Source organism: Pseudomonas sp. S2_E01, assembly GCF_054668365.1.
In genome coordinates this window covers 1,396,676-1,411,788 of sequence record NZ_CP162762.1, presented here as the reverse complement: position 1 = coordinate 1,411,788, position 15,113 = coordinate 1,396,676, and the positions used below count along the sequence as shown (strand labels likewise).

General features: G+C 63.5%; 16 protein-coding genes. 9 read left to right on the top strand and 7 right to left on the bottom strand.

Annotation, left to right across the window (positions count from 1 at the left end; all coding sequences use genetic code 11):
- Positions 1-35: 35 nt before the first annotated feature.
- Positions 36-542: a sigma-70 family RNA polymerase sigma factor gene (locus AB4O36_RS06425; protein WP_460122591.1), complete on the top strand. Its 507-nt coding sequence runs from the start codon at positions 36-38 to the stop codon at positions 540-542.
- Entirely contained in the window at positions 539-1,291 is a 753-nt protein-coding gene (locus AB4O36_RS06420) for an anti-sigma factor family protein (RefSeq protein ID WP_460141280.1), read from the top strand. Before AB4O36_RS06425 ends, AB4O36_RS06420 begins: the two co-directional genes overlap by 4 nt.
- A 49-nt stretch (positions 1,292-1,340) precedes the next feature.
- Here AB4O36_RS06420 and AB4O36_RS06415 read toward each other — a convergent pair whose 3' ends face one another.
- Positions 1,341-2,177 carry an IclR family transcriptional regulator gene (locus AB4O36_RS06415; RefSeq protein ID WP_460122587.1) on the bottom strand — a complete coding sequence of 279 codons (837 nt, stop codon included), beginning with the start codon at positions 2,175-2,177 and terminating at the stop codon, positions 1,341-1,343.
- Positions 2,178-2,421: 244 nt separating this feature from the next.
- Between AB4O36_RS06415 and AB4O36_RS06410 the strand changes: the two genes are divergently transcribed.
- The 7 genes from AB4O36_RS06410 (at position 2,422) to AB4O36_RS06380 (ending at position 9,102) form a co-directional block, all read left to right on the top strand.
- Positions 2,422-3,441 (top strand): ABC transporter ATP-binding protein, encoded by a 1,020-nt coding sequence (locus AB4O36_RS06410; protein ID WP_460122585.1) that lies wholly within the window; start codon positions 2,422-2,424, stop codon positions 3,439-3,441.
- On the top strand, positions 3,438-4,307 hold the full coding sequence (locus AB4O36_RS06405; protein WP_460141279.1) for an ABC transporter permease: 870 nt from the start codon (positions 3,438-3,440) through the stop codon (positions 4,305-4,307). The genes AB4O36_RS06410 and AB4O36_RS06405 overlap by 4 nt, the downstream gene beginning before the upstream one ends.
- A 6-nt stretch (positions 4,308-4,313) precedes the next feature.
- Entirely contained in the window at positions 4,314-5,108 is a 795-nt protein-coding gene (locus AB4O36_RS06400) for an ABC transporter permease (protein ID WP_368559022.1), read from the top strand.
- 7 nt (positions 5,109-5,115) lie between these two features.
- On the top strand, positions 5,116-5,406 hold the full coding sequence (locus AB4O36_RS06395; protein WP_460122581.1) for a (2Fe-2S)-binding protein: 291 nt from the start codon (positions 5,116-5,118) through the stop codon (positions 5,404-5,406).
- A 163-nt stretch (positions 5,407-5,569) separates the two neighbouring features.
- Positions 5,570-6,925, top strand: a complete 1,356-nt coding sequence (locus AB4O36_RS06390) for an FAD/NAD(P)-dependent oxidoreductase (protein ID WP_460141278.1) — start codon at positions 5,570-5,572, stop codon at positions 6,923-6,925.
- Positions 6,922-8,037 carry an NAD(P)/FAD-dependent oxidoreductase gene (locus AB4O36_RS06385; protein WP_460122577.1) on the top strand — a complete coding sequence of 372 codons (1,116 nt, stop codon included), beginning with the start codon at positions 6,922-6,924 and terminating at the stop codon, positions 8,035-8,037. The genes AB4O36_RS06390 and AB4O36_RS06385 overlap by 4 nt, the downstream gene beginning before the upstream one ends.
- 18 nt (positions 8,038-8,055) lie before the next feature.
- Positions 8,056-9,102, top strand: a complete 1,047-nt coding sequence (locus AB4O36_RS06380) for an ABC transporter substrate-binding protein (RefSeq protein ID WP_460141277.1) — start codon at positions 8,056-8,058, stop codon at positions 9,100-9,102.
- Between the two features lie 131 nt (positions 9,103-9,233).
- Here the strand turns inward: AB4O36_RS06380 and AB4O36_RS06375 are convergent, their stop codons facing one another.
- From AB4O36_RS06375 to AB4O36_RS06350, 6 genes are all read right to left on the bottom strand, one after another.
- Positions 9,234-10,196, bottom strand: coding sequence for a Csu type fimbrial protein (locus tag AB4O36_RS06375; RefSeq protein ID WP_460141276.1), 963 nt, complete (start codon positions 10,194-10,196; stop codon positions 9,234-9,236).
- Positions 10,193-12,553 (bottom strand): fimbria/pilus outer membrane usher protein, encoded by a 2,361-nt coding sequence (locus tag AB4O36_RS06370; RefSeq protein WP_460141275.1) that lies wholly within the window; start codon positions 12,551-12,553, stop codon positions 10,193-10,195. Before AB4O36_RS06370 ends, AB4O36_RS06375 begins: the two co-directional genes overlap by 4 nt.
- Before the next feature lie 62 nt (positions 12,554-12,615).
- On the bottom strand, positions 12,616-13,404 hold the full coding sequence (locus AB4O36_RS06365; RefSeq protein WP_460141274.1) for a fimbrial biogenesis chaperone: 789 nt from the start codon (positions 13,402-13,404) through the stop codon (positions 12,616-12,618).
- Positions 13,405-13,442: 38 nt separating this feature from the next.
- Complete coding sequence (locus AB4O36_RS06360) at positions 13,443-13,943, bottom strand: Csu type fimbrial protein (RefSeq protein WP_460122567.1); 501 nt, start codon at positions 13,941-13,943, stop codon at positions 13,443-13,445.
- A gap of 4 nt (positions 13,944-13,947) precedes the next feature.
- Positions 13,948-14,481: a Csu type fimbrial protein gene (locus tag AB4O36_RS06355; protein ID WP_460141273.1), complete on the bottom strand. Its 534-nt coding sequence runs from the start codon at positions 14,479-14,481 to the stop codon at positions 13,948-13,950.
- A 20-nt stretch (positions 14,482-14,501) separates the two neighbouring features.
- The gene (locus tag AB4O36_RS06350; protein WP_460142119.1) at positions 14,502-14,981 is read right to left on the bottom strand and encodes a Csu type fimbrial protein; all 480 of its coding nucleotides are present in this window, start codon (positions 14,979-14,981) and stop codon (positions 14,502-14,504) included.
- Between the last annotated feature and the right edge of the window lie 132 nt (positions 14,982-15,113).

Here is a 15,113-nt window from a genome sequence, read left to right as displayed (position 1 = left end):
TCTAGTCCAACAGCGTAGTGACTAGCCAGCATTTGATGAACGAAATCGACGAACAACTGCGAGAAATCATTCCCAGACTGCGCCGGTTTGCCGTGTCATTGACGCGCAACGCCAGCAGCGCGGACGATCTGGTGCAATCGTGCCTTGAACGCGCACTGTCGAGTTGGAGTGCCAAGCGCCCCGAGGGCGATTTGCGTGCCTGGCTGTTTGCGATCCTGTACCGGCAGTTTCTCGATGCGCATCGCCGTTCGCGCCGTTACGCGCGGATGCTCGAATTCTTTACAGGACGCGACGATAGCGAGCCGTCAGCGGAGCGGACGGTGCTGGCCCAATCGACGCTTGAGGCGTTCGACCAGCTCAGCACCGAACAGCGCGCCCTTTTGCTCTGGGTGTCGGTCGAGGGCCTGAGCTACAAGGACGTCGCCGAGATACTTGACGTGCCCATCGGCACCGTCATGTCACGCCTCTCACGCGCACGCCAGGCCTTGCGCCAGCTCAGCGACGGCGAAATCACCCGCCCTTCCCTGCGGAGACTCAAATGATCAGCATGCCTCCGAACGAACGCGACCTGCACGCGTACATCGACCACCAGCTCGGTGAAGACGACCGACGCCTCGTGGAAACGTTTCTCGCCAGCAACCCGACCGTGGGCGCACAGGTACGTGCCTGGCAACAGGACGCCCAGCAACTGCGCGCGGCCCTCGGCGGCGCCTTGCAGCAACCGGCAAACCCGGCACTCGACCCGTTGCGGATCCGCCAGCGTCTCAAGCGTCGGTCGCGACGCCATCTGGCCAGCGCGGCGGTGCTGTTGATCGCCGTCAGCATCGCGGGTTTGAGCGGTTGGAAAGCCCGGGAGATGACCCTCCTCAACGCCGCCCAACCGATGGGCGATGCCATTCAGGCTTACCGCCTGTTTGCCCAGCAAGGCATGCTGCCGGCCGACTACAAGGTCAGCGAAGCCGGCGACATGCAGGGCTGGCTTGATCGGTATTTCACCCAAGCCAATCGCCTGCCCGATCTGTCGCACGCGGGATTCAGCCCGGTCAGCGGGCGTCTGCTCAGCACCGAACAAGGGCCGGCGGCGATGGTGGTGTATGAGGATCGCGGTGGCAACAAGATCAGCTTCTACGTGCGCCCGCCAGGACCGAGAAACTTCATGCTGCCACGGGGCAGCCGCACTGACGGCGAGTTGCAGGCCGAGTACTGGTCGGGCGGTGGGTACAACTACGCGATGGTCAGCCCCAGCGATACGCAGGCGGCGCGGATGTTGCGGCAGACCGTAAACTTTTGAGTCGCCGCTTACCCCTGTGGGAGCGGGCTTGCTCAGTGTCAGGGAACGCTCACCCCTGCCCAAACACCTGTGAAGGCCGTCGCAGCAGCGGATCAAACGGATTGATCCGTGGCCCGATCAGCGCCGCTTCGCGCTTGAGCATCTCGACCACCGTCGGCAAGCGGTCCGGACCCAGTCGATCGCTGATGGTGGCCACACTCAGCGCCGCCACCGCACGTCCTTCGCGGTCCAGGATCGGCACGGCCAACCCGGCCATCCCCTGGAGCACACCAGTGTTGCGTCCGGCATAACCCAGCGCACGCACGTTATCGACTTCGGCGCGCAGGAACACTTCGTCGTACAGATGAAAGTCCTTGAGCCGTGGCAGGTTATAGCGGATCACCGTGTCGCGCTCTTCTTCCGGCAGGAACGCCAGGATCGCCAGGCTGCCCTGGCCGACACCCAACGCCACGCGTCCGCCGATGTCACCGGTAAAGGTGCGAATCGGAAACGGCCCTTCACTGCGGTCCAGGCAGATCGCATCAAACCCGCTGCGCGCCAGCAGGAACAACGAGTCGCCCAATGACGCAGACAGCCGCAGCAGCGACGGGCGAACCAGCTCACGCAGGTTGCCGGTATTGCCCGCCCGCGCAGCCAGGGCAAAGAACTCAAGACTCAAGCGGTAGCGCTTGCTGCGCCCGTCCTGCTCGACCATGCCCTCGTCCATCAGGCTGCGCAGCAGGCGGTGAGTGGTCGGTTGCGACAGACCGATGCGCTGGGCCAGTTGGGTCACCCGCTCGCCGCCCTCGACCGTGTCACCGAGGGTCCGCAGGACGGCAAACAACCTTGAGACAGCGCCGACACCGACTTCATTTTTATCTTTATTCCGCTCAGTGGAATCAGTCATGCCATTTCTCGTCATTTAATTTATTCAATGAATGAAACTAAAAATAGTCATCGATTCAGTGAAATTTGCCATTGAGCCCATCCTAGTCTTCGTCCTACTCTGCGTCCATACAGGGGCGATTCGAACAACAGCGGCAGCCGACTCAAATCGAGCGCCAACGCACCCGGCAAGACCTTTTCGTATCTGCCCATACAAAAAAGCACGGCCCCAGGCCGCGCATAACAATCACAGGTGGAGCGCAGTTATGGCTTTCGTGCAACTTGAAGGACTTGGCAAACGCTATGGCGACATCGACGCCGTGGTGGCCACCGATCTCTCGGTCGATAAAGGCGAGTTCGTTTCCCTGCTCGGCCCCTCCGGCTGCGGCAAGACCACCACCTTGCAAATGATCGCCGGCTTCGTTGAAGTCACCAGCGGGCGCATCCTGCTCGATGGTCGCGACATCACCCACGCCAAACCCGCCAGTCGTGGCCTGGGCGTGGTGTTCCAGAGTTACGCGCTGTTCCCGCACATGACCGTCAAGGACAACGTCGCCTTCGGCCTGCGCATGCGCAAGGTGGCCAACGGCGAGTTGCAGCAACGCGTGGAACGGGTGCTCAAGTTGGTGCGCCTGGACAAGCATGCCGAGCGTTACCCACGGGAGTTGTCCGGCGGCCAGCGCCAGCGGGTGGCACTGGCGCGGGCCCTGGTGATCGAACCACCGGTGCTGCTGCTCGACGAGCCGCTGTCCAACCTCGACGCCAATTTGCGCGAAGAGATGCAATTCGAAATCCGCCGCATCCAGCGCGAGGTCGGCATCACCACGCTGATGGTCACCCACGACCAGTCCGAAGCGCTGTCCATCAGCGACCGCGTGGTGGTGATGCAAGCCGGGCGCATCACCCAGATCGACGCGCCCTATACCCTCTACGAACACCCGCGCACGGAGTTCATTTCCGGATTCGTCGGCAAGGCCAACCTGCTACCCGGCGAGCGTGACAGCACAGGCGTGGTCCACGTTAAAGCGGGCGGCGAGCTGACCCTGAGCCTTCGCCCGGAAAAAATCGATCTGTGCGATGCGGGTAGCGGTCGCGTACAAGGTCGCATCAACAGCCGCTTCTTCCTTGGCAGCCAGTGGCTGTACGGCGTCACAACCGACCTGGGCGAACTCAGCGTCGTGCGCCGCAACGACGGCTCGGCACCGCTGAATGAAGGCACCACCGTCGGCCTGGACTGGGACACAGCGCTGCTGCGAGTACTGAGCGTCGACGAGGTGTCGGCATGAGTACGCTGGCCGCACTTCGACAAGGGCGCCAGGGCTATCTGCTGTCAGCACCCGCGCTGGCGTTGTACGTCTGCTTGCTCGTTGTCCCGCTGCTGTTGACCCTGGTGCTGTCGTTCAACGTGTTCGACTACGGCACCGGCATCGACAGCCAGGCCTATACCCTTGAACACTACAGCAGCCTGCTGGGGGACCCGTACTTCTACGAGATCTTCCTGCGCACTTTCTGGATCAGCGCCCTGACCACCCTGCTGTGCGTGCTGATCGGCGTGCCCGAGGCCTACATCCTCAGCCGCATGGGCGCGCCGTGGCGCTCGATCTTCCTGGTGCTGATCCTCACCCCGCTGCTGATTTCGGTGGTGGTGCGCGCCTTTGGCTGGAGCCTGTTGCTCGGCGCCGACGGCCTGGTCAACCAGACCCTGCAAGCCCTGGGCGGCTCGCCGGTGAAGCTGCTCTACACACCGTTCGCGGTAGTGGTCGCGCTGGTCCACGTGATGCTGCCGTTCATGATCATTCCGGTGTGGACCTCGCTGCAAAAACTCGATCCCGCTGCCGAGCAGGCTGCGCTGTCGCTTGGGGCCAGCCACTTCACGGTGATCCGCAAAGTGGTGCTGCCGCAGATCATGCCCGGCGTGCTCTCCGGCACCCTGATCGTGTTCGGCCTGGCCGCCAGTTCGTTCGCGATTCCCGGATTGCTCGGCGGTCGACGGATCAAGATGGTCGCCACGCTGATCTACGACCAGTACCTGTCGGAGCTGAACTGGCCCATGGGCGCGGCCATCGCCGTCGCACTGCTGCTGCTCAACCTGCTGATCATGCTGTCGTGGAACCGGATGATCGAAGGCCGCTACAAGAAGTCACTGGGATAACTCGACATGTCCAAGAACGGTCCTTTCGCTTTGCTGTTCCATACCCTGGTGGTGCTGTTCATGCTCGCGCCGCTGGTGGTGGTGTGCCTCGTGGCCTTCACCCCGGAAAACACCCTCAGCCTGCCGACCACGGAATTTTCCCTGCGCTGGTTCCGCGCCGTGTTCGAGCGTGCCGACTTTATCGACGCGTTCTACAACAGTCTGATCCTGGCATTCAGTGCCGCCAGCCTGGCGACATTGATCGCAGTGCCTGCAGCGCTGGCGATCACCCGTTTCGAGTTCCCTGGCCGGGATTTTTTCAACGGCCTGTTCCTGTCGCCGATCATCATTCCGCACCTGGTCCTGGGCGTGGCCCTGCTGCGTCTGTTTGCGCTGATGGGCGTCAACGGCAGCTTTGCCTGGCTGATCTTTGCCCACGTGTTGGTGATCACTCCGTATGTGTTGCGCCTGGTTTTGGCCTCGGCCATCGGCCTGGACCGCAGTGCCGAACATGCCGCGCAATCGCTGGGGGCCGGTCGCTTCACGCTGTTTCGCCAGATCACCTTGCCGATGATTCTGCCGGGGGTCGCCGGTGGCTGGTTGCTGGCGTTCATCAACAGTTTCGACGAGGTGACGCTGTCGATCTTCGTCACCTCCCCCGCCACACAAACGCTGCCGGTGCGAATGTACGTGTACGCCACCGAGTCCATCGATCCGATGATGGCGGCGGTCTCGGCCCTGGTGATTGCGCTGACCGCGCTGACCATGATTCTGCTCGATCGGGTCTACGGCCTGGATCGGGTCCTGGTGGGTAAACAATGAGGGCGCCATGGCTTTGCTGAAACGACTGACCGAGGGCGAGCGCCCGGCCTTGAACTTTACGCTCGACGGTGAGCCCGCCAGCGGCCTGCTCGGCGACACCGTGCTGACGGCGGTACTGACTTGCAGCGAACACCTGCGCGGCAGCGATTTCAGCGCCGAGCGCCGCGCCGGCTTCTGCCTGATGGGCGCCTGCCAGGATTGCTGGGTTCGCCTGGGCGACGGCCGCCGCGTTCGCGCCTGCTCGACAATGCTCGAAGCAGGCGAACAGATCAGCCGCGAGCCGGGGCGGTGCCTGTGAGTTTCTTCGTTGATCGTTCTGGCCCCATCGCGAGCAAGCTCGCTCCTACAGGTTCAGGGTGCGCCGCGAATTCCTGTGGGAGCGGCGGTGCGACGATTCGACTTGCTCGCGATGAGGCCCGAATAGGCACCACAAATCCTCCAGCCACACAGACGAGGTGCCTATGAACCCGGTGGTCATCGTCGGCGCCGGCCCTGCCGGCATCCGTGCCGCGCAGACACTGGTGGCCCATGGCGTGCGCCCGGTCTTGCTGGATGAAGCGGCGCGCGGTGGCGGGCAGATTTATCGGCGCCAGCCGGCGAACTTCAAGCGCTCGGCGGTCAAGCTGTATGGCTTCGAAGCGCGCAAGGCCAATGCGCTGCACCAGACGCTCGACAACCTGCGCGAACAACTCGACTACCGTCCCGACACGCTGGTGTGGAACGCCGAAAACAACGCGCTCGACACCCTGCGCGAAGGTCGTGCTGCACGCCTGGAGTTCTCCCGGGTGATCGTCGCCACGGGCGCCACCGACCGGGTGTTGCCGATACCCGGTTGGACGCTGCCCGGCGTGTACAGCCTCGGCGCCGCGCAAATCGCCCTGAAATTCCAGGGCTGCGCCATCGGTGAACAGGTGGTGTTCGCCGGCAGCGGCCCTTTGCTCTATCTGGTTGCCTATCAATACGCCAAGACCGGGGCGAAGGTGGTCGCGGTGCTCGACAGCTCACCCTTCAGCGCCCAGGCCCGCGCCGTGCCGGGCCTGCTCTCGCAACCGGCCACCCTGGCCAAAGGCATCTACTACCGTAGCTGGCTTACCGCCCATGGCATCCCGGTCCATCAGGGTGCCACCTTGCAACAGGTCGAGGGCGAACACCGCGTGCAGTCGCTGAACTGGTCCGACGCCAGCGGTGTCCATCGCCTGGCCTGCGATGCCGTGGCGTTTGCCCATGGCCTGCGCAGCGAAACCCAACTGGCCGATCTGCTCGGCTGCACCTTCACCTGGAGCCCACTCAACCGTGCCTGGCTGCCACAACGGGACAACGCCGGACGCAGCAGCGTCAGCGAGGTGTACCTGGCCGGTGACGGCGCTGGCATCATGGGTGCCGACGCCGCGGAAATGGCCGGCGAACGGGCTGCGCTGGCCTTGCTTGAAGACAGCGGTTTTCTGATTCAGCCACAGCGCGGCGCACAACTGGAGCACAATCTCGGCCGCATCGAGCGCTTTCGCCATGGCCTGGAGCGCGCCTTCGTGTTCCCCGAGAACTGGGCAGCCGATACCGCCGACACCACGATGATCTGCCGCTGTGAAGAAGTGCGCGCCGGCGACATCCGCGAAGTCGTGCGCGAAGGCCACTGGGAAATCAATCGGGTCAAGGCCCATTGCCGGGTCGGGATGGGTCGCTGCCAGGGCCGAATGTGCGGCGCCGCGGCGGCGGAAATCATCGCCTGCCAGAGTCAGCGGGCAGTCTCCGAGATCGGTCGGCTTCGGGCGCAGGCGCCGATCAAGCCGTTGCCGTTTGGCCTGGAGATCGAGTCATGATCGAAGTTGATGCCGTGATCATCGGCGGCGGTATTGTCGGCTCCTCCGCCGCGCTGTTTCTCAGCCAGGCAGGCCGCAGCGTGGTGCTGCTGGAACGGGACTTCTGCGGTTCGCATGCAAGCGGTGTGAACTACGGCGGCGTCCGTCGTCAGGGGCGACCGCTGTCGCAACTGCCACTGTCGCAACGCGCGCACGAAATCTGGGGGCGCTTGCCTGAGCTGATCGGCATCGACGGCGAGTACCAGCGCAGCGGCCACTTGAAACTGGCCCGCAGCCTCGCCGATTTGCAGGCGCTGCACGATTACGCCGCCAGTAGCCAGGGCTTTGGCCTGGACCTGCAACTGCTTGACCGGGCGCAATTGCGCGCCCGTTTCCCGTGGGTGGGCGAGGTGGCGGTCGGTGCCTCGTTCTGCCCCGATGACGGCCATGCCAACCCGCGCCTGGTCTCCCCGGCGTTTGCCCAGGCAGCGCGCAGGCACGGCGCGCAGGTGCATGAACAATGCGCGGTGAGCAGCGTGGCGCACGACGGCCAGCGATTCCACGTGCACACACAAAACGGCCTGGAGCTGCGCGCCCCCTGGTTGTTGAATTGCGCCGGTGCCTGGGCCGGCACCCTCGCCGAGCAGTTCGGTGAAACGGTGCCGATGCATTCCGGCCACCCGGCCATGCTGGTGACCGAACCCTTGCCGCTGGTGATGGACGCCAGCACCGGCGTCGAGGGCGGCGGCATTTATGCCCGTCAGGTCGCGCGCGGCAATTGCGTACTCGGCGGTGGCCAGGGATTTGCGCTCGACGGTGCCCGCGCCCGTCCCGGTCAACAAGCGGTGATCGAGATCCTGCGCCAGGCCGCCGAGCTGTATCCGTTTCTGCAAGGCGCCCAGGCGATTCGTACCTGGAGCGGCACCGAAGGTTACCTGCCCGATCGCCAGCCGGTGATCGGCCACAGTGGCACCCAAACCGGCCTGTTGCATGCGTTCGGCTTTGCCGGCGCAGGTTTTCAGATCGGCCCCGCGGTGGGCCAGGCGCTCACCGAAATCATCTGCAGCGGCGCTTCAAACACGCCGCTGGATGCGTTTTCCATCACCCGGTTTCACTCCATCTCCGTTGCTTGATAGAGGAAGGTCGCGCTTATGAATAACGTCAAACGCACTGCACTGCTCGGACTCTCTTGCCTGGGCGCCCTGCTCTCCGTTGGCCAGGCTCACGCCGAACCGACGCTGTACCTGGGCATGAACGGCGGCACCATGGAACGGCTTTACGCCGACAAGGTGCTGCCGGCTTTCGAAAAAGCCAACAACGTCAAGGTGGTGATCGTGCCGGGCACCTCCGCCGACATCCTCGCCAAGGTCCAGGCGAGCAAGGGCAATCCGCAAATGCACGTGATGTTCCTCGACGACGGCATCATGTACCGCGCCATCGCGATGGGCCTTTGCGACAAGCTTCAAGACAACCCGACCCTGGCACAGATTCCGGTCAAGGGCCGTATCAAGGATGAGGCGGTGGCAGTCAGCCTGGGGGTGACTGGACTGGCGTACAACACGCGCCTGTTCAAGGAAAAGGGGTGGGCAGCGCCGACCTCATGGATGGACCTGGCCGACCCGCGTTTCAAGGACAAGGTGGTGTTCCAGTCGATGGCCTCCTCGACCTTCGGCCTGCACGGTTTCCTGATGTTCAACCGGATCCAGGGCGGCAGCGAAACCAACGTCGAACCAGGCTTCAAGGCCTGGCCGAACACCGTGGGGCGTAATGTGTTGGAGTACATTCCGAGCTCGGCGAAGATTTCCGAAATGCTGCAGACCGATGAAGCGGCGCTGTTCCCGTTGACGCCGACCCAGGTGACCGCCCTGAAACTCAAGGGTATGCAGGTTGAATACGCGCAACCGAAGGAAGGCTCGGTGGTGCTCAACGTCGCCGAATGCGCCATCGCCAACAACACCCAACCGGAGCTGGCGCAGAAACTTGCCGCCTTCCTGCTGACCCCAGAAGCCCAGGCTGTTGCACTGGAAGACGGTGACCAGATCCCATCCAACCCGAACACGCCGACCACTGACAAGACCCGCGGTCAGGTCGATGCCATGAAGAAGTACCTGGAAACGGCAATTGCGGTGGATTGGGACAAGGTCAACGAATTGCGCCCTGAGTGGAATGCGCGCTGGAACCGCAGTATCGAGCGTTAGCCCCCAACCCTGTAGGAGCGAGCATGCTCGCGATGGAGTCTCATACACCACTGGGTGTCAGGCAGCCAACGTCATCGTTAACGACCCTCGCGACGGTTCGACGCCTCGACATGCTCGCTCCTACAGTGGACTCAAAACCCCACATCCAGCACCACATTGTCCACGTAGGTCCCCGCTGGCGGTGTGGCCTGGTCGGTGTAGATCTTCGCGTTGTAGTTGAAGATCTGGCTGCCAGTGCCCAGCCCGTTGCCAGGGTTGACCTCGGCATCGATGCTGGCCCGCCGCGCCGCGCCGACACTGCCCCAGCGTGTGGTGCCGCTGCCCTTGAAGATGTCGTAGGCCAGGTAGTTGCTGCCGGAGATCATCCGCCGCCGTCCGCCGACACTGACGGGGTTCTGCCCGTCGCTCAGGCCCACGGAATAGGCACTTCCCTTGGTGCAGGCCAGGTTGATGGTCTGCCCGGTCACTGCCGTGAACCCGCTGACCACCGGCGCGCTGCCGAACGCGATGTTCGGCGCGGTGATGGTGCAGTCGTTGGACACCGTCATGTTCACCGTCAGCGTGGTCGTGCCACTGTTGATGTCATGCCCCAGGCAGGCTCCCAAGGCGCCTATGCCCGAACAGTAGTTCCAGTCCCAGAAGATGCTCAGCGTCTCGCTGTAGACCCCCGCTGCCACGTTGCTGCCACTGATGCTGCCCAAATAGATCGGTACGGTTCTGGGCACCACGCCCCCCAGCAAGCCGAGCAGATCAATGATCCCGTTGCGGGCAAAATCGAACTGCGTGCCACGCGTGATCGGATAACTGGTGCTGTTGTTGGCGTACAGCGTGTAGCCAATCACGTCCCCGGTAGGGCCGACCATACCGGATGTCGTCGACGTGACGGTGGCGTAGAAATGGTCATTAGCGCTCAGCAACGTCAGCAATGAGCCCGTGCAACGCAGTCCGGCATTTGTCGTGGAACTGGGCTGCGAAGATGAACGCACGGCAATCGAACTCACCGTGCCAAATGCCGCCGGTAACGTTGAGACCACCGAACACAACGCCCACACCGATCCCGGCAGGCAAAGCAGTAACAGCGCCAGCCACCTCATGGCCGACACACCAGTGGGCCGATCAGCGGGATCTGCTCCTGCTGCACATCCACGGCAAATCGCACCTCACAGCTTTTGCCATCCGCCAGGCTCACCTTCAGGTTGTTCTGCGCCTTGAGGTCTTCCAGATAGACCAGCCCGTCCCAGCCCACCACCGTCTGCGTGCCACTCTGTTCATGCAGCACGCCGCTGCCCAGCGGCAAGTCCTGTTGCTGCGCGTCCACCAGCACGATGCTCGCGGCGACCACCCGGCTCAAGGGGAACTCCAGCAGGTAACCGCTACCCCGGCGCACGGCAATCCGTTGCTCGACATTCGGGCTGCGCACGTTGGCCGGCAGGTTCAGCGGGTCGATTTCGTACTTGCCACGGTAGTAGGCGCTGCTCCATGGCACCAGCAGGTGGCCGTTGCGATCGGTCTGGCCGACCTGCTGGTTTTCGTAACGCACCGGGATGTCGGCAAAACCGTCGGTGCTGACCACCACAAAGGCATCGTCGATACGGTTGGCGGCAAACACCTGCCTGTCCATCCACACCAACGAACCACTGGCATCGGCCCAACGGGTTTCGGCGTCGCTGGTGCCGTAGACACCGGCCTGCAACTGCACCGATTGCAGGCGCCAGGTCAGGTCGGCCTGACGATAGGCCGGCCCGTCGCCCTGGCCGTAACCGAGGCTGAATCCGACCCCGCCCTGGGTCGGCACCGCGCGGCTGTAGTTGACCCGCTGCTGCGTTTGTCCGGTGTTGCTGCGTTCGCTGCTGACCGCCAGGCTCCCGTACAGGTCGAACGGAACGACCAGTTGCGCCTGCACCGCCCAGTTGCTGTCGCCGATCTCGCGGTTGGCCGACAGGTAGAAACTGCTGTTGTGCCACAGCGGCTTGCTCCACGTCAGGTTGAGCAGGCGGGTGCGCGAATCATCGGCCGCGCGGATGTCGAAATAACCCACGCCCAGGCTGCCCCAGCGGTCGAGGTTGACGCTCAGGGTCGCCTGTTCACTGCGCTGGCTCAAGGTGTTGAACGGGGTGTCGACTACGGTCAGGTCGGCGTAGCGGTCACGTCGTTGCAAACGCTGGTAAGAGAAGCTGTAGCGCTGGCTGCTGTACTGATAGCCGAAGCTGAGTTGCTGGCCGCGGTCGCCGTCGAACCGGCTCTGGCTGACGGCTGTATTCAGCACGCCAAAATTGCCCAGGCGCAGGTTGCCACCGATGCCGCCCAGGGTCAGCGAATCCGAGGCTTCGGCGTGGCTTTCCAGGGTGAAATTGTCACTGATCCCGTAACGTAAACTGCCCGACGTCACCCCCGGTCCGTAGGAAAAATCACGCAGGCCATAATCGCGACGCAAGGAGCCGGCGGCCACCGAAAAGTCACTCAGGCCTTTTTGCAACAGGCTGCTGGTGACGTAGAACGGCACAGTGGTCGAGACTTGGCGGCCCAGCGCATCAGTGGTGACCACTACCGCTTCGCCCGCCCCATTGATAAAGGGAACGTTGGTCAGGGTGTAAGGGCCGGGTTGCAGCTGCGCGCTACTGGATTTGTAGCCATTGATGAACAGATCCACCGAGGACGGCACCGCCGCTTCCCCGGCAAACTGCGGCAGCGGGTAGGTGACCAGATCCGGTCGCACGCCAAAGTCCCGGGACACCTGTGCCCCGCCGATGCGCACCGAACTGCTCCAGGGCAATGCGCCGCTGACCAGATCCCCGCCTTCGAAAGTCAACATGCGCTCGTCATCGGAGTAGCGCCAGGTGGTGTCGTAGCGCAGGTAGCCGTTGTTCAGCGTACTGACCGAATCCCCCGAGAGCGTGCGTCGATATTGCCCGGTGTTGGACAACGTGCCCCAACCGTCAAACAGCCTCACTTCATTCCACGCCGCGAGGTACGTGCCAGCGTCATCGGTGTCATTGAGGTACAGGTCGTAGTTGAACAAGGCGCCGAAGCTGCTCAACGCCTGGGTGCGCGGGTAGGCGTCGCGGTTGCCCACGAACTGTTCCGGCAACCAGTTGGGTGGCACTTCCAGCAGCAGGCGTTGACCGGTGCTGTCGTACTCGCTGTGCAGGCCCGGCAACCCATCGAGATCGACTTCGGCGCCAAGGCTGTCCGGCAGTTTCATGAAGGTATCGCGCAATGCACTGGCTGGCAGGAACAGCCGCCCGTTGCGTTGTTCCACGGCGACGACACGTCCGGTATTCATTTGATTGACCACCAACTCCAGAAACAACTGCGCATCGGCCACGGTCTCCATGCCGCTGGGTGGCGGCGGCAGGTCGGCGGCGATGCCACAATGCGCGAACATCAGGCAACCCACACAACCGATGGTCCGCAACGGACGCTGGAAACTGCGAGCCAGGTACTGGCTCATTACCGCTGTACGTCCGTCAATGGACCCTGCCCTCCCTGCACCACTTGATCAGCGCCACCCCATCAGCGGGACGGCGTAACGCTCTGTACCTGCGGGGCGCCGTTGACTCGCACCTGCAACGCCGGGTTGCCCGTCATCGGGCCTGGCGCCGGCCAGCGCATGATCGCGCCGGGCAGTACGTAGCCGAGCAGTCCTTCCACCAGCGGCTTCTCCTGCCCGCCCTGCTTGAGCGAGACATCCGTCAGCCGGGCATGCACCGCCCCCTGATTGCGCACCTCCACATAGGGCTGGCCATCAACCGCTACCGTGCGCCAGGACAGCTGCGGCAGCCCCGCGCCTTTCGGATCACGCTTGCGGCTGGCGTCCTCCTTGCTCCACAGGCCCGCGCCATAGGCGAACAGCGGTACCGAGTAGCGCATCTGGAAACGTATCGCCGCCGCTGTCTTGCCGTCGTCGGCGGCGGTGGGTTTCGCCGAGGGGATTTCGTCGATGATGATGCGATAAGCCAGCTCCTGCCCCGGCGCAATCTCCCGAGTACGGGTCAGGCGCACCAGTTGTTTCTGGCCGGGCTCGATCTTGGCCACGGGCGGGCTGCCGATCACGTCGCGCTGATTCTGGTACTGATCGCTGAACCCGCTCTGGCTCCAGGCAAACACGCGGATTTGCAGGTTGGCCGTTTCATCGCCACGGTTTTCCAGCCACAGGGCGCTGGCCTGCTGATCAGCCTCCAGCACCGGGTCGATTGGCCAGATCAGCACCGAACTGGCGGCTTGCGCCTTGATTGCCCCCCACAGCAGCGACGCCAACAATGCATGCCCCACGACCCCATACCGCCGCAAAGGTAACCCCATGTATCCACTCCTTGTGTTTGCCTGGCCCGATCACCGCATTACCACGTGAGCTGCACTTGCAGCACATCGCTGTAGGTCCCCCCAGGCTGATTGCCCGGCAATTGCACCTGGCCGTAGATCGGCAGGCGGATGTTGTTGGCGTCGGCGTAGGCCACCGATACGCTTTGGCCGATCCCCAGGCTCTGGCTGTAAGCCGCATCGCGAAACAACTGATAAGCCACACGGTTGCTGCCCGTGCCGAGCTGCATGTGCCGCCCGCTGCTGTTGTATTGGCCGCCATCGACGCTCATGTTCAAGGCCACCCCTGGCGTGCATTGCAACTGCACATCCGCCGTCAGGGCGACTCGCACAGTACCGGTGGCCAGCGCCGACTGGCTGCCGAAATCAAGGCTGCCGTAATTCGACACCCCGCCCACCACCAGGCAACCGGGTACCACCGTGGCGTTGACCTGGAAGCTCTGGCTGGTTGCCGCGGTCAGGGACGACGGCGAACTGGTGGTCCACAGCATCAACAGTGCAGCCCATCCTTGGCGGCTCATGGCCCTAGAACGTCAGTTCAACGGAGATGGTGTCGGTGTAGGTGCCCGCCGGCAGACCGGCCTTGCCCACCGCCTGACCGTAGAGATTCACGGTCTGTGCCACTCCGGTGCTGGCGGCCAGGTTGATCACCCCGTCGATCGCCAACAGCTGCGAGTGCCCCGCGTCGGTATAGAGGTCGTACGGCACGTAGTTGGCGACTCCGTCGTACAACGCCCGGGTGCCTCCCGGCGACTGGCCGTCGTGGGCGCCCGCACGCACCTTGACCGAGGGCGTGGTGCCGCTGGAACACAGGATCGACAGCGCCCCGCCACCACCCAGCACTTGCCCGGAAGCGGTGGTGAACAGGCTGTTGGCAGTGCCGAAGTTCAAGGCACCGAAATTGAGCCCCGTGGAGCCGCTCGAGCCGTTGACCTGGCAGCTACTGATGAGGATCAGGCTGGAGGTGATCTGGCCGGTAACGGTGGTGGCTGCCTGGGCACTGGACACCAGTGTCAGACCGAGCAGCGGTAAACCAATCCTTGTAGCGAGTGTGCGCATGGTGTCCTTCCTCTTCGGGTTTACCAATCGAGCGTGACGGTCAGGGTGTCGGTGTAGATCCCGGCCGGTACCGCGCGAGCGTTCGCCACCACCGAGCCGAAGACCGGAATCGGGATTCGGGTACCGCTGGTGACTGCAAAATTGTGTTGCTGGCCGATGCTGTAGCGCTGGCTGCCCGAGGCATCGAGAAACAGTTGATAAGGGAGCGTTTGACGGCCATTGCTCAGGCGTCGGGTGGTGCCGTCGCCGTGGGTGCCGCCATCGATGGTGACGGTGAAACCATTGACGGAGGGGTCGCAGGCGACATTCAAGCGACCGCTGCCGTCTTCGCTCAGGCTGGCACGGATCGGGCTGTCCCAGGTCGGCCCGGGCCGGCCAAAGTCCAGAGTGCCACTACCACTGGCCGGGTTATCGGGGCTGGCACCATTGCTGACTTCGCAACCGGCGATGATTGTCAGCCGTGCATGAACCTGACCGCTGACCGCCCCGTTTGCGTTCATGCCCGGCCAAATCAATGCCGCCAAAGCAATCAATGCCCAATGTTTGCTTGTCTTCACGCCAATCCCAACTCCTTCAGGACATTCAAACCCACGGCCGCTTTCCTGCACTACTCAGCTCCCTCGGGGGGCGAT

Coding starts and splice junctions, on each gene's coding strand:
- AB4O36_RS06425 (WP_460122591.1), top strand. CDS start 36: ATGAACGAAATCGACGAACAACTGCGAGAAATCATTCCCAGACTGCGC.
- AB4O36_RS06420 (WP_460141280.1), top strand. CDS start 539: ATGATCAGCATGCCTCCGAACGAACGCGACCTGCACGCGTACATCGAC.
- AB4O36_RS06415 (WP_460122587.1), bottom strand. CDS start 2,177: ATGACTGATTCCACTGAGCGGAATAAAGATAAAAATGAAGTCGGTGTC.
- AB4O36_RS06410 (WP_460122585.1), top strand. CDS start 2,422: ATGGCTTTCGTGCAACTTGAAGGACTTGGCAAACGCTATGGCGACATC.
- AB4O36_RS06405 (WP_460141279.1), top strand. CDS start 3,438: ATGAGTACGCTGGCCGCACTTCGACAAGGGCGCCAGGGCTATCTGCTG.
- AB4O36_RS06400 (WP_368559022.1), top strand. CDS start 4,314: ATGTCCAAGAACGGTCCTTTCGCTTTGCTGTTCCATACCCTGGTGGTG.
- AB4O36_RS06395 (WP_460122581.1), top strand. CDS start 5,116: ATGGCTTTGCTGAAACGACTGACCGAGGGCGAGCGCCCGGCCTTGAAC.
- AB4O36_RS06390 (WP_460141278.1), top strand. CDS start 5,570: ATGAACCCGGTGGTCATCGTCGGCGCCGGCCCTGCCGGCATCCGTGCC.
- AB4O36_RS06385 (WP_460122577.1), top strand. CDS start 6,922: ATGATCGAAGTTGATGCCGTGATCATCGGCGGCGGTATTGTCGGCTCC.
- AB4O36_RS06380 (WP_460141277.1), top strand. CDS start 8,056: ATGAATAACGTCAAACGCACTGCACTGCTCGGACTCTCTTGCCTGGGC.
- AB4O36_RS06375 (WP_460141276.1), bottom strand. CDS start 10,196: ATGAGGTGGCTGGCGCTGTTACTGCTTTGCCTGCCGGGATCGGTGTGG.
- AB4O36_RS06370 (WP_460141275.1), bottom strand. CDS start 12,553: ATGAGCCAGTACCTGGCTCGCAGTTTCCAGCGTCCGTTGCGGACCATC.
- AB4O36_RS06365 (WP_460141274.1), bottom strand. CDS start 13,404: ATGGGGTTACCTTTGCGGCGGTATGGGGTCGTGGGGCATGCATTGTTG.
- AB4O36_RS06360 (WP_460122567.1), bottom strand. CDS start 13,943: ATGAGCCGCCAAGGATGGGCTGCACTGTTGATGCTGTGGACCACCAGT.
- AB4O36_RS06355 (WP_460141273.1), bottom strand. CDS start 14,481: ATGCGCACACTCGCTACAAGGATTGGTTTACCGCTGCTCGGTCTGACA.
- AB4O36_RS06350 (WP_460142119.1), bottom strand. CDS start 14,981: ATGAACGCAAACGGGGCGGTCAGCGGTCAGGTTCATGCACGGCTGACA.